4 protein-coding genes, 4 tRNA genes and 5 rRNA genes are annotated in these 13785 nt (G+C 47.4%); 11 read left to right on the top strand and 2 right to left on the bottom strand.

Going from position 1 to position 13785, the window contains the following annotated elements; translation table 11 throughout:
• Positions 1–24 precede the first annotated feature (24 nt).
• The 9 genes from IHV80_RS15475 to IHV80_RS15435 all read left to right on the top strand — a co-directional run bounded on the left by IHV80_RS15475 (position 25) and on the right by IHV80_RS15435 (position 9038).
• A 23S ribosomal RNA gene (locus tag IHV80_RS15475) occupies positions 25–2918 on the top strand.
• Between the two features lie 92 nt (positions 2919–3010).
• A 5S ribosomal RNA gene (gene rrf, locus IHV80_RS15470) occupies positions 3011–3126 on the top strand.
• Positions 3127–3515: 389 nt separating this feature from the next.
• Positions 3516–5070: ribosomal RNA gene (locus tag IHV80_RS15465) — 16S ribosomal RNA — on the top strand.
• A gap of 91 nt (positions 5071–5161) precedes the next feature.
• A tRNA-Glu gene (locus IHV80_RS15460) sits at positions 5162–5237 on the top strand.
• 2 nt (positions 5238–5239) lie between these two features.
• A tRNA-Lys gene (locus IHV80_RS15455) sits at positions 5240–5315 on the top strand.
• 32 nt (positions 5316–5347) lie between these two features.
• Positions 5348–5423: transfer RNA gene (locus tag IHV80_RS15450), tRNA-Val, on the top strand.
• A 369-nt stretch (positions 5424–5792) separates the two neighbouring features.
• Positions 5793–8686 (top strand): 23S ribosomal RNA (locus IHV80_RS15445).
• Positions 8687–8778: 92 nt separating this feature from the next.
• A 5S ribosomal RNA gene (rrf, locus tag IHV80_RS15440) occupies positions 8779–8894 on the top strand.
• Together the 16S, 23S and 5S rRNA genes with 4 tRNA genes alongside form the textbook arrangement of a ribosomal RNA operon.
• A 67-nt stretch (positions 8895–8961) precedes the next feature.
• Positions 8962–9038 (top strand) — tRNA-Asp (locus IHV80_RS15435).
• Positions 9039–9841: 803 nt separating this feature from the next.
• Here the strand turns inward: IHV80_RS15435 and pssA are convergent.
• Complete coding sequence (gene pssA, locus IHV80_RS15430) at positions 9842–11182, bottom strand: CDP-diacylglycerol--serine O-phosphatidyltransferase (protein ID WP_102435041.1); 1341 nt, start codon at positions 11180–11182, stop codon at positions 9842–9844.
• Between the two features lie 91 nt (positions 11183–11273).
• On the bottom strand, positions 11274–11705 hold the full coding sequence (locus tag IHV80_RS15425; protein ID WP_192889565.1) for a GNAT family N-acetyltransferase: 432 nt from the start codon (positions 11703–11705) through the stop codon (positions 11274–11276).
• Positions 11706–11771: 66 nt separating this feature from the next.
• Between IHV80_RS15425 and murB the strand changes: the two genes are divergently transcribed.
• Both murB and birA read left to right on the top strand, forming a co-directional pair.
• A complete protein-coding gene (gene murB / locus IHV80_RS15420; RefSeq protein WP_192889564.1) occupies positions 11772–12818 on the top strand; it encodes a UDP-N-acetylmuramate dehydrogenase in 1047 nt (348 codons plus the stop codon).
• Complete coding sequence (gene birA, locus IHV80_RS15415; protein WP_192889563.1) at positions 12815–13780, top strand: bifunctional biotin--[acetyl-CoA-carboxylase] ligase/biotin operon repressor BirA; 966 nt, start codon at positions 12815–12817, stop codon at positions 13778–13780. Before murB ends, birA begins: the two co-directional genes overlap by 4 nt.
• Positions 13781–13785: the final 5 nt, after the last annotated feature.

Genomic DNA, 13785 nt, shown 5'->3' with positions numbered 1-13785 from the left:
CACTAAGACCCTTTCGGGTTGTATGGTTAAGTGACTAAGCGTACACGGTGGATGCCTTGGCAGTCAGAGGCGATGAAAGACGTAATAACTTGCGATAAGCCCAGATTAGGTAGTAATAACCTTTTGAGTCTGGGATTTCTGAATGGGGAAACCCACGTGCATAAGCACGTATCCTGTTGTGAATACATAGCAACAGGAGGCAAACCGGGGGAACTGAAACATCTAAGTACCCCGAGGAAGAGAAATCAACCGAGATTCCGAAAGTAGCGGCGAGCGAAATTGGATTAGCCCTTAAGCTTTTAATGATGCAGGTGAAGAGTCTGGAAAGTCTCGCAATAAAGGGTGATAGCCCCGTAACCGACACATCATAATCAGTGAAATCGAGTAGGGCGGGACACGTGATATCCTGTCTGAATATGGGGGGACCATCCTCCAAGGCTAAATACTACTGACTGACCGATAGTGAACCAGTACCGTGAGGGAAAGGCGAAAAGAACCCCTGTGAGGGGAGTGAAATAGAACCTGAAACCGTGTACGTACAAGCAGTAGGAGCACCTTCGTGGTGTGACTGCGTACCTTTTGTATAATGGGTCAGCGACTTAATTTTAGTAGCAAGGTTAACCGTTTAGGGGAGCCGTAGGGAAACCGAGTCTTAACTGGGCGTACAGTTGCTAGGATTAGACCCGAAACCAGGTGATCTAGCCATGGGCAGGTTGAAGGTTGAGTAACATCAACTGGAGGACCGAACCGACTAATGTTGAAAAATTAGCGGATGACTTGTGGCTAGGGGTGAAAGGCCAATCAAACCTGGAGATAGCTGGTTCTCCCCGAAAGCTATTTAGGTAGCGCCTCGGACGAATACTACTGGGGGTAGAGCACTGTTAAGGCTAGGGGGTCATCCCGACTTACCAACCCTTTGCAAACTCCGAATACCAGTAAGTACTATCCGGGAGACACACGGCGGGTGCTAACGTCCGTCGTGGAGAGGGAAACAACCCAGACCGCCAGCTAAGGTCCCAAAGTATAGCTAAGTGGGAAACGATGTGGGAAGGCTCAGACAGCCAGGATGTTGGCTTAGAAGCAGCCATCATTTAAAGAAAGCGTAATAGCTCACTGGTCGAGTCGGCCTGCGCGGAAGATGTAACGGGGCTAAGCTATACACCGAAGCTGCGGCTACGTACCTTAGGGTATGTGGGGTAGGGGAGCGTTCTGTAAGCCGTTGAAGGTGGTCTGTAAGGGCTGCTGGAGGTATCAGAAGTGCGAATGCTGACATGAGTAACGATAAAGGGAGTGAAAAACTCCCTCGCCGGAAGACCAAGGGTTCCTGTCCAACGTTAATCGGGGCAGGGTAAGTCGACTCCTAAGGCGAGGCCGAAAGGCGTAGTCGATGGGAAACGGGTTAATATTCCCGTACTTCTTACAATTGCGATGGGGGGACGGAGAAGGCTAGGTGGGCCTGGCGACGGTTGTCCAGGTTCAAGTATGTAGGCGGAAAGTTTAGGTAAATCCGGACTTTCTTTAACGCTGAGATACGATGTCGAGCTACTACGGTAGTGAAGTCATTGATGCCATGCTTCCAGGAAAAGCCTCTAAGCTTCAGATTGTAAGGAATCGTACCCCAAACCGACACAGGTGGTCGGGTAGAGAATACCAAGGCGCTTGAGAGAACTCGGGTGAAGGAACTAGGCAAAATGGTACCGTAACTTCGGGAGAAGGTACGCTCTTATCAGTGAAGTCCCTTGCGGATGGAGCAGACGAGAGTCGCAGATACCAGGTGGCTGCAACTGTTTATTAAAAACACAGCACTGTGCAAAATCGTAAGATGACGTATACGGTGTGACGCCTGCCCGGTGCCGGAAGGTTAATTGATGGGGTTAGACTTCGGTCGAAGCTCTTGATCGAAGCCCCGGTAAACGGCGGCCGTAACTATAACGGTCCTAAGGTAGCGAAATTCCTTGTCGGGTAAGTTCCGACCTGCACGAATGGCGTAATGATGGCCACGCTGTCTCCACCCGAGACTCAGTGAAATTGAAATCGCTGTGAAGATGCAGTGTACCCGCGGCTAGACGGAAAGACCCCGTGAACCTTTACTACAGCTTGGCACTGAACATTGAACCTACATGTGTAGGATAGGTGGGAGACTATGAAACCGCGTCGCTAGATGTGGTGGAGTCGTCCTTGAAATACCACCCTTGTAGTTTTGATGTTCTAACGTTGGCCCCTGAATCGGGGTTACGGACAGTGCCTGGTGGGTAGTTTGACTGGGGCGGTCTCCTCCCAAAGAGTAACGGAGGAGCACGAAGGTGGGCTAAACACGGTTGGACATCGTGTGGTTAGTGCAATGGCATAAGCCCGCTTGACTGCGAGAATGACAATTCGAGCAGGTGCGAAAGCAGGTCATAGTGATCCGGTGGTTCTGAATGGAAGGGCCATCGCTCAACGGATAAAAGGTACTCCGGGGATAACAGGCTGATACCGCCCAAGAGTTCATATCGACGGCGGTGTTTGGCACCTCGATGTCGGCTCATCACATCCTGGGGCTGAAGTCGGTCCCAAGGGTATGGCTGTTCGCCATTTAAAGTGGTACGCGAGCTGGGTTTAGAACGTCGTGAGACAGTTCGGTCCCTATCTGCCGTGGGCGTTGGAAAATTGAAAGGGGCTGCTCCTAGTACGAGAGGACCGGAGTGGACGAACCTCTGGTGTTCGGGTTGTCATGCCAATGGCATTGCCCGGTAGCTAAGTTCGGAATCGATAACCGCTGAAAGCATCTAAGCGGGAAGCGAGCCTTGAGATGAGTTTTCCCTGACGCTATAAGCGTCCTAAAGGGTTGTCGTAGACTACGACGTTGATAGGCAGGGTGTGTAAGTGCTGCGAGGCATTGAGCTAACCTGTACTAATTGCCCGTGAGGCTTAACCATACAACACCCAAGGGGTTTTGTGGACTCAAAGACAGACCTTGAATGAGTTTGAAGAGACACTTTTAGATTAGCTTTCCGAATTTTAAAATTTGCTTGGCGACCATAGCATTGTGGACCCACCTGATTCCATGCCGAACTCAGAAGTGAAACACAATAGCGCCGATGGTAGTGTGGGGTTTCCCCATGTGAGAGTAGGACATCGCCAGGCTTTAATTTCGACTTTGTCTAGTTTCTAGACAAGTCACCATAGAGTTCTAAGTTTCTTAGAGTTTTATGTTGACTTTCAAAGTGGAAAGCGTATTATACGCGTCCTGCTTATGTGCTTATGTGCTTATGTGCTAAGGCGCTGAAAGCAAAGCTCTTTAACAATTTAAACCTATCAATCTGTGTGGGCACTCGTTGATGAATATCAAAACGTTTTATCGTTAGATAAAACAGATTCTTCGGAATCAAAATTGATTTCAATGAACTGAGTGACCAATACGAATAACTTCGGTTATTTGGCACAGTCAATTCATTACCATTCTGTTGGAATGGTAATAGCTTTAAAATTACATAGTAGTTTTGAAGTCAGTATTCGTTGAGTCACAAAATCTTAAATTGAAGAGTTTGATCATGGCTCAGATTGAACGCTGGCGGCAGGCCTAACACATGCAAGTCGAGCGGAAACGACACTAACAATCCTTCGGGTGCGTTAATGGGCGTCGAGCGGCGGACGGGTGAGTAATGCCTAGGAAATTGCCTTGATGTGGGGGATAACCATTGGAAACGATGGCTAATACCGCATAATGCCTACGGGCCAAAGAGGGGGATCTTCGGACCTCTCGCGTCAAGATATGCCTAGGTGGGATTAGCTAGTTGGTGAGGTAATGGCTCACCAAGGCGACGATCCCTAGCTGGTCTGAGAGGATGATCAGCCACACTGGAACTGAGACACGGTCCAGACTCCTACGGGAGGCAGCAGTGGGGAATATTGCACAATGGGCGAAAGCCTGATGCAGCCATGCCGCGTGTATGAAGAAGGCCTTCGGGTTGTAAAGTACTTTCAGTTGTGAGGAAGGGGGTAGTGTTAATAGCGCTATCTCTTGACGTTAGCAACAGAAGAAGCACCGGCTAACTCCGTGCCAGCAGCCGCGGTAATACGGAGGGTGCGAGCGTTAATCGGAATTACTGGGCGTAAAGCGCATGCAGGTGGTTCATTAAGTCAGATGTGAAAGCCCGGGGCTCAACCTCGGAACTGCATTTGAAACTGGTGAACTAGAGTGCTGTAGAGGGGGGTAGAATTTCAGGTGTAGCGGTGAAATGCGTAGAGATCTGAAGGAATACCAGTGGCGAAGGCGGCCCCCTGGACAGACACTGACACTCAGATGCGAAAGCGTGGGGAGCAAACAGGATTAGATACCCTGGTAGTCCACGCCGTAAACGATGTCTACTTGGAGGTTGTGGCCTTGAGCCGTGGCTTTCGGAGCTAACGCGTTAAGTAGACCGCCTGGGGAGTACGGTCGCAAGATTAAAACTCAAATGAATTGACGGGGGCCCGCACAAGCGGTGGAGCATGTGGTTTAATTCGATGCAACGCGAAGAACCTTACCTACTCTTGACATCCAGAGAAGCCAGCGGAGACGCAGGTGTGCCTTCGGGAGCTCTGAGACAGGTGCTGCATGGCTGTCGTCAGCTCGTGTTGTGAAATGTTGGGTTAAGTCCCGCAACGAGCGCAACCCTTATCCTTGTTTGCCAGCGAGTAATGTCGGGAACTCCAGGGAGACTGCCGGTGATAAACCGGAGGAAGGTGGGGACGACGTCAAGTCATCATGGCCCTTACGAGTAGGGCTACACACGTGCTACAATGGCGCATACAGAGGGCAGCAAGCTAGCGATAGTGAGCGAATCCCAAAAAGTGCGTCGTAGTCCGGATTGGAGTCTGCAACTCGACTCCATGAAGTCGGAATCGCTAGTAATCGTGAATCAGAATGTCACGGTGAATACGTTCCCGGGCCTTGTACACACCGCCCGTCACACCATGGGAGTGGGCTGCAAAAGAAGTGGGTAGTTTAACCTTTCGAGGAGGACGCTCACCACTTTGTGGTTCATGACTGGGGTGAAGTCGTAACAAGGTAGCCCTAGGGGAACCTGGGGCTGGATCACCTCCTTATACGAAGATATTTACGATGAGTGTCCACACAGATTGATTAGGTTTAGAAAGTAAAAGAGACGAAGAACTCCCAAGTTCTTCAATATCCAGTGTCCCGTTCGTCTAGAGGCCTAGGACACCGCCCTTTCACGGCGGTAACAGGGGTTCGACTCCCCTACGGGATACCATTGGGTCGTTAGCTCAGTTGGTAGAGCAGTTGACTTTTAATCAATTGGTCGCAGGTTCGAATCCTGCACGACCCACCATTCTTTCTCCGCGAAGGAATTAAAACTATCGTGGGCGATTAGCTCAGTTGGGAGAGCACCTGCCTTACAAGCAGGGGGTCACTGGTTCGAGCCCGGTATCGCCCACCATTCTCTAAATATTCTTGGTTATAGTCATATCCAAACCACTTCTTTTGTCGTTGGTTGGTGTGTTTGACCCTGAGAGTCTTTAGAAAATGTGAATTTTAGAACACTGGTTCTTAAAGTCTCATGCTCTTTAACAATTTGGAAAGCTGACTGATTTGATTACTTACGAGTAATTCAAATCAAATTTAAAAGTTCTCAATGTTTATCTTTCATTAGATAAACACAACAAACACATTCAAGTGTCTTGTATTCGAATCAAATTTATTTGATTCACAATTGAGTCCGGCAAACAGTTATCAAGAATTAACCCTTCTTGATGACAACCAAAAACCTTGGTTAGTTGCCATACACTAAGACCCTTTCGGGTTGTATGGTTAAGTGACTAAGCGTACACGGTGGATGCCTTGGCAGTCAGAGGCGATGAAAGACGTAATAACTTGCGATAAGCCCAGATTAGGTAGTAATAACCTTTTGAGTCTGGGATTTCTGAATGGGGAAACCCACGTGCATAAGCACGTATCCTGTTGTGAATACATAGCAACAGGAGGCAAACCGGGGGAACTGAAACATCTAAGTACCCCGAGGAAGAGAAATCAACCGAGATTCCGAAAGTAGCGGCGAGCGAAATTGGATTAGCCCTTAAGCTTTTAATGATGCAGGTGAAGAGTCTGGAAAGTCTCGCAATAAAGGGTGATAGCCCCGTAACCGACACATCATAATCAGTGAAATCGAGTAGGGCGGGACACGTGATATCCTGTCTGAATATGGGGGGACCATCCTCCAAGGCTAAATACTACTGACTGACCGATAGTGAACCAGTACCGTGAGGGAAAGGCGAAAAGAACCCCTGTGAGGGGAGTGAAATAGAACCTGAAACCGTGTACGTACAAGCAGTAGGAGCACCTTCGTGGTGTGACTGCGTACCTTTTGTATAATGGGTCAGCGACTTAATTTTAGTAGCAAGGTTAACCGTTTAGGGGAGCCGTAGGGAAACCGAGTCTTAACTGGGCGTACAGTTGCTAGGATTAGACCCGAAACCAGGTGATCTAGCCATGGGCAGGTTGAAGGTTGAGTAACATCAACTGGAGGACCGAACCGACTAATGTTGAAAAATTAGCGGATGACTTGTGGCTAGGGGTGAAAGGCCAATCAAACCTGGAGATAGCTGGTTCTCCCCGAAAGCTATTTAGGTAGCGCCTCGGACGAATACTACTGGGGGTAGAGCACTGTTAAGGCTAGGGGGTCATCCCGACTTACCAACCCTTTGCAAACTCCGAATACCAGTAAGTACTATCCGGGAGACACACGGCGGGTGCTAACGTCCGTCGTGGAGAGGGAAACAACCCAGACCGCCAGCTAAGGTCCCAAAGTATAGCTAAGTGGGAAACGATGTGGGAAGGCTCAGACAGCCAGGATGTTGGCTTAGAAGCAGCCATCATTTAAAGAAAGCGTAATAGCTCACTGGTCGAGTCGGCCTGCGCGGAAGATGTAACGGGGCTAAGCTATACACCGAAGCTGCGGCTACGTACCTTAGGGTATGTGGGGTAGGGGAGCGTTCTGTAAGCCGTTGAAGGTGGTCTGTAAGGGCTGCTGGAGGTATCAGAAGTGCGAATGCTGACATGAGTAACGATAAAGGGAGTGAAAAACTCCCTCGCCGGAAGACCAAGGGTTCCTGTCCAACGTTAATCGGGGCAGGGTAAGTCGACTCCTAAGGCGAGGCCGAAAGGCGTAGTCGATGGGAAACGGGTTAATATTCCCGTACTTCTTACAATTGCGATGGGGGGACGGAGAAGGCTAGGTGGGCCTGGCGACGGTTGTCCAGGTTCAAGTATGTAGGCGGAAAGTTTAGGTAAATCCGGACTTTCTTTAACGCTGAGATACGATGTCGAGCTACTACGGTAGTGAAGTCATTGATGCCATGCTTCCAGGAAAAGCCTCTAAGCTTCAGATTGTAAGGAATCGTACCCCAAACCGACACAGGTGGTCGGGTAGAGAATACCAAGGCGCTTGAGAGAACTCGGGTGAAGGAACTAGGCAAAATGGTACCGTAACTTCGGGAGAAGGTACGCTCTTATCAGTGAAGTCCCTTGCGGATGGAGCAGACGAGAGTCGCAGATACCAGGTGGCTGCAACTGTTTATTAAAAACACAGCACTGTGCAAAATCGTAAGATGACGTATACGGTGTGACGCCTGCCCGGTGCCGGAAGGTTAATTGATGGGGTTAGACTTCGGTCGAAGCTCTTGATCGAAGCCCCGGTAAACGGCGGCCGTAACTATAACGGTCCTAAGGTAGCGAAATTCCTTGTCGGGTAAGTTCCGACCTGCACGAATGGCGTAATGATGGCCACGCTGTCTCCACCCGAGACTCAGTGAAATTGAAATCGCTGTGAAGATGCAGTGTACCCGCGGCTAGACGGAAAGACCCCGTGAACCTTTACTACAGCTTGGCACTGAACATTGAACCTACATGTGTAGGATAGGTGGGAGACTATGAAACCGCGTCGCTAGATGTGGTGGAGTCGTCCTTGAAATACCACCCTTGTAGTTTTGATGTTCTAACGTTGGCCCCTGAATCGGGGTTACGGACAGTGCCTGGTGGGTAGTTTGACTGGGGCGGTCTCCTCCCAAAGAGTAACGGAGGAGCACGAAGGTGGGCTAAACACGGTTGGACATCGTGTGGTTAGTGCAATGGCATAAGCCCGCTTGACTGCGAGAATGACAATTCGAGCAGGTGCGAAAGCAGGTCATAGTGATCCGGTGGTTCTGAATGGAAGGGCCATCGCTCAACGGATAAAAGGTACTCCGGGGATAACAGGCTGATACCGCCCAAGAGTTCATATCGACGGCGGTGTTTGGCACCTCGATGTCGGCTCATCACATCCTGGGGCTGAAGTCGGTCCCAAGGGTATGGCTGTTCGCCATTTAAAGTGGTACGCGAGCTGGGTTTAGAACGTCGTGAGACAGTTCGGTCCCTATCTGCCGTGGGCGTTGGAAAATTGAAAGGGGCTGCTCCTAGTACGAGAGGACCGGAGTGGACGAACCTCTGGTGTTCGGGTTGTCATGCCAATGGCATTGCCCGGTAGCTAAGTTCGGAATCGATAACCGCTGAAAGCATCTAAGCGGGAAGCGAGCCTTGAGATGAGTTTTCCCTGACGCTATAAGCGTCCTAAAGGGTTGTCGTAGACTACGACGTTGATAGGCAGGGTGTGTAAGTGCTGCGAGGCATTGAGCTAACCTGTACTAATTGCCCGTGAGGCTTAACCATACAACACCCAAGGGGTTTTGTGGACTCAAAGACAGACCTTGAATGAGTTTGAAGAGACACTTTTAGATTAGCTTTCCGAATTTTAAAATTTGCTTGGCGACCATAGCATTGTGGACCCACCTGATTCCATGCCGAACTCAGAAGTGAAACACAATAGCGCCGATGGTAGTGTGGGGTTTCCCCATGTGAGAGTAGGACATCGCCAGGCTTTAAATTAAATCTTTAGGTTGACCGACCTGGAGATATGGACGCTCACTTAGTGAGTTGACCACTGCGGAGTGGTAGTTCAGTTGGTTAGAATACCGGCCTGTCACGCCGGGGGTCGCGGGTTCGAGTCCCGTCCACTCCGCCACTTATTAAAAAAGCCCTGCTAGAAATAGCAGGGCTTTTTTACATCTCAAGAAAAGTATTTTTCCCTTCAGTCGAATGAGTCCCACAAAGGGTTTACCCGAAGTCCGCAACCCCGGCCATTTCGCCACTTATCAGAAAGCCTAGTCTTACGACTAGACTTTCGTTGTTTCTGAGGCATGAGTTAACTCTTGGTTACGACTTCCGCACAAAGGCTATTCATGGCCACTAGCTCTTGAATCACCATTAATTAGAACGCCCAGCTAGAAATTGTAGAGCTTTTTTCCATTTTTAGGCTTTCTGTTACGCCGGTTAGATTTAGTCTTGGTAGATAAGCTTCTGTGGAGCACCTGTGATGCAATTAGCAATAAGCTTAGTTAGTAATAGTAAGGTTCGTTGTTTCTCGGCTTATTAATGAATATCGATAGGATGGCTGGTGTGATATCAGAAGATTAAGTATACGACTTGAACTCAGATTCGAAGTTGTAATCCCGGTTATTAATATTCTCTGTGAGGCAACTTAAACTGCTCCCTGGTTAAATAGAAGTCGCGCTATAAGGCGGCAACTGTAACTAATCTGAAGTATCAAGCTTCTGTGGCTCTCACATATGACTCATATCTCGTTATTCCCCTCCTATGTATGTTTTTTGAATATCTCATAAGAGTTATCTTGTGAGTAAGTGTTAGTAGATTCTTGATGGGTAACTTCAGAAGAGATATCGGCACTCGGGGTTAGTTGAGGTTCTAACGCTGATATAAAAATGCCCAGCAATTGCTAGGCATTTAGACTACGAAGAATACGACGATTTAGAGTATTTGTTTAAGAACTCTGTCTGCTTTAACTCGAGTGATTTTTCGAATCAGTTTCTGTACTTCCATCGGGTAGCTATCAACTTTATCTAACTGTTTATAGGTGCAAATAAGCTGTGTGTGCTGAACAATATTATCAACCTCAGCTTGGAATTTATCCGTTAGGTGATGATAGTTATCTTGGATGAATATGCCATTTTCTAAGTCCAACTTCCATGCGCGTGGGTTTAGGTTATTACCCGTTAGCAGCATGTAGCGTTTATCAACCCAAATGCCCTTCAAGTGGAAGCTGTTGGAATCGTGTTGCCAAAGTCGGATAGACAGGTTACGACTTGCTATATTCGCTTCATTAGCCTTCGCGAATCGACGCAGGTTCAATTCGTATAAGTAAGGTAATCCACCAATCGTTTTAAACTCTTCTTCCGGTGAAATAAAGAAATCATTTGCTGTTTTATCGCCGACAACAATCGTGACCTTTACGCCGCGCTTAAGTGCTTTCTTCACTTCCTTCGCTAGGCTTGGTGGAAAATTGAAATATGGCGTACAAATGAAAATTTCATCTTTAGCTTGAGCAACCAGTTGGTTAATTCCCTGATTTAGGCGATTACGTCTCTTACCTATACCAACTAAAGGAGTTACAGCAACTTGATCTGCTGAGACTTCTTGAGAATCGAACTTGTATTGAGAGCGTGCTAATGATGCTCTGAATTGACGGATTGCTGGCTTTAACTCTTTAGTTAGCGGTTTGTTCTTATCAGCAAGATCATAAACAGCGATGTCTGAGATCATTTGTTCTTGGACATAGGAGAACATTGAGTCAGCTAGCGTTGCGTTGTTTAAAACATGGTAGCGATCGAAACGATAGCGGTCGTGATAGCTTAGGTAGATATTATTAAGGCTAGCACCGCTGTATATGACGCTGTCATCGACAATAAAGCCTTTTAGATGCAATACACCAAATACTTCCTTGCCACGAACAGGAATGCCATAAACTGGTACGGTGTGCTGGTATTTATCAGCAAACTCTTTGTACATTGCTGCATTGCCCTCAGAGGACTCCGCACCAATCAATCCACGCTGAGCTCTATGCCAATCGACACAAACGCTCACGTCTAATTCTGGGTTCTTTTGCTTTGCTTCGTATAAGGCAGTTAGGATCTCACGGCCAGCGTCATCATCTTCAAGATACAGAGCAACTAAACTAATACGAGTAGTTGCACGAGATATCTCATCAAGTAAGCGAGTTCGGAACTCTTGCGCTGATAGCAGTACTTCAAACTTGTCAGGATTCTGCGCTATGGTTGGCAACTGTATGAATGGATTCCTACTAGCAATCATATTGACTGTTTTACCTTAAAAATATGCAAAATTGCGAACCTTCAATTTTACCAAAGGGATAGCATCAAATACTAGATAATCGAGTCATTCTCTAACAATTTTGCTGATAATGCATAGGAATGAGATCTTTTCCGCTATTCGAATAGCGCTCATATAAGACTCTTAAACCATTTGGTAGTTCATTAGGATCGATTTGTATGAATTGATGACGATTGTAGAAATTAGTCAGATGAGAATACGCGAAGCAATAATCTTTTTCCGTCAGTGTGTGAAGAACACAATAATCCATTAGCTGTGAACCTAATCGCTTGCCGCGGTATTCCTTAGAGATAACCATTCCTGTAAGTAAGCGTGCATCTTCTATCGTTCGAAAGCGAACTACACCACATAACTGGCCATCTAGTTCTAATGAGTAGATTTGCTCGCTTTTGTTGGCTTTACCTGCTGGGTAATGCTCTTTGTAAAAACGCTTAACGAGGGGAACCTTTACGGGGTCTAATTGAGTAATGATGACATTGTTCATTCAGTCACTGCGCCATTTGTTTATCTGCGTTAGAATGTCGGCAGTGTAATTTAATTAAATATCGCCATGCAATCTTATCTCAACGCTAGCTTAAAAAATGTTCATACTTTTTCGATCGAGCAGACTTGCGATGTACTTGTCGAAGTCACCTCTGTTGATGAACTCATCTCCGTATATCAAGACCCTCAATGGTCTGCTTTGCCTAAATTAATGCTCGGGAAAGGGAGTAATATGCTCTTTACTGAGCACTTTTCGGGCTTGGTCATTATTAATCGATTAAGTGGCATTGAGTTAACAGAAAGCTCAGAAAGTTATTCTCTACATGTATCTGGTGGGGAAGACTGGCCTAGCCTTGTTGAGTGGAGTGTTGATCATGGACTGGGTGGTCTAGAGAACTTAGCCATGATCCCTGGTTGCTCAGGTTCTGCGCCTATTCAGAATATCGGCGCCTATGGCGTGGAACTACAAGATGTATGTGAATACGTTGATATTCTGTGCCTGGATACTTATACAGTTAAGCGATTAAGCAAAGATGAATGTCTCTTTGGTTACCGAGATTCTATTTTTAAGCACGCTCTCTATGGCAAAGCGATTGTTGTCGCGATTGGTTTAACATTAGCTAAAGAGTGGAAACCATGTAACCACTATGGTCCGCTTAAAAGCTTACCATTAGAGACACTTTCTCCTCGTTCTATATTCGATGAAGTGTGTGCTATACGCTCAAGCAAGCTGCCAGACCCATCCGTGCAAGGTAATGCGGGAAGTTTCTTTAAAAACCCCGTGATCACTAAAGATCATTTTGATCGGTTGTCTGCGTTATACCCAGACATCGTCGGTTACGAGAGTAACGACATGATCAAAGTCGCCGCTGGGTGGCTCATTGATCAATGCCAGTTCAAAGGTGTGATTGAAGGTGGTGCTCAAGTTCATCCAAACCAAGCTTTAGTTATCATCAATCATGATGAAGCGTCTGCTGCGGATATCCTCAGGCTTGCAGCACGAGTACGTCAAGCTGTCCTGGGCAAGTTCGACATTCCATTGGAACACGAAGTTCGCTTTATGGGCCAAGACAGTGAGACAAACTTAGACAAGGCCTTGGAGGCAATGGCATGAGAGAACACAGTACCAAGCTCACATTACTAAAATGTCTTGCTGATGGTGAGTTTCATTCTGGTGAAGATCTGGGTGAAATGATTGGTGTGTCGAGAGCCGCTATCAGCAAACATATCAAAGGTATTCAAGAGTGGGGTTTGGATATCTATCGAGTGCAAGGTAAGGGATATAAGTTAGCCAGTCGTTTGGATATGCTCGATCAGGAGAGGTTGTCTGTTGTCAGCAGTGAAGCTTCTCTGGAGTTGATTCCAATCATAGGTTCAACAAACCAACACCTGTTAGAGCGAACCAGCACCCTTGAGTCAGGTTCGGTCTGTGTTGCTGAATATCAAGCTGAAGGTCGTGGACGTCGTGGTCGCGAATGGGTATCGCCATTCGGCGCCAACCTTTACCTTTCAATGTACTGGAGACTCGATGCCGGTATGGCTGCGGCTATGGGACTGAGCCTAGTGGTCGGAGTCGCCGTTGTAGAGGCGTTGGAAGATATGGGGATTGAAGGTGTTAAACTAAAGTGGCCGAACGACCTTTATCATAATGATAAGAAACTCGCAGGCATCTTGGTAGAGCTGTCAGGGCAATCTGGTGGTGCTGCTCATATCGTGATTGGTTTGGGGCTTAATCTATCGATGGATCCAACAACATCAGGTATTGGCCAGCCATGGACTTCCCTCAAAGAAGTGTGTGGTGGGAAAGTTCCGGATCGTAATGACTTAGCTCAAGCTTTGATTAATGCTTGGGACAAGTCACTCGTCGACTATGAGTTGAAAGGGATGTCGAATTTTGTCGAACGCTGGAATCGTTTAGATAACTTCTTAGGTCGCAACGTTAGACTGATCATTGGACCTCGAGAAATTGAAGGTGTTGTGCAGGGTATCGATGAACAAGGCGCAGTGTTACTCAAAACTGAGAACGGTGTTGAGAGCTATATCGGTGGAGAGATATCTCTAAGAAAAGGGGACTAAGAGGT

It is taken from the genome of Vibrio bathopelagicus (assembly GCF_014879975.1).
GTDB lineage: Bacteria > Pseudomonadota > Gammaproteobacteria > Enterobacterales > Vibrionaceae > Vibrio > Vibrio bathopelagicus.
Note: the sequence above shows the minus strand (reverse complement) of the source record. Positions and strands in the feature narration are given on the sequence as shown.

What these genes read in the sequence shown, in the direction of transcription:
- murB (WP_192889564.1), top strand. Translation starts at nt 11,772, where the DNA reads ATGCAATCTTATCTCAACGCTAGCTTAAAAAATGTTCATACTTTTTCG.
- pssA (WP_102435041.1), bottom strand. Translation starts at nt 11,182, where the DNA reads ATGATTGCTAGTAGGAATCCATTCATACAGTTGCCAACCATAGCGCAG.
- IHV80_RS15425 (WP_192889565.1), bottom strand. Translation starts at nt 11,705, where the DNA reads ATGAACAATGTCATCATTACTCAATTAGACCCCGTAAAGGTTCCCCTC.
- birA (WP_192889563.1), top strand. Translation starts at nt 12,815, where the DNA reads ATGAGAGAACACAGTACCAAGCTCACATTACTAAAATGTCTTGCTGAT.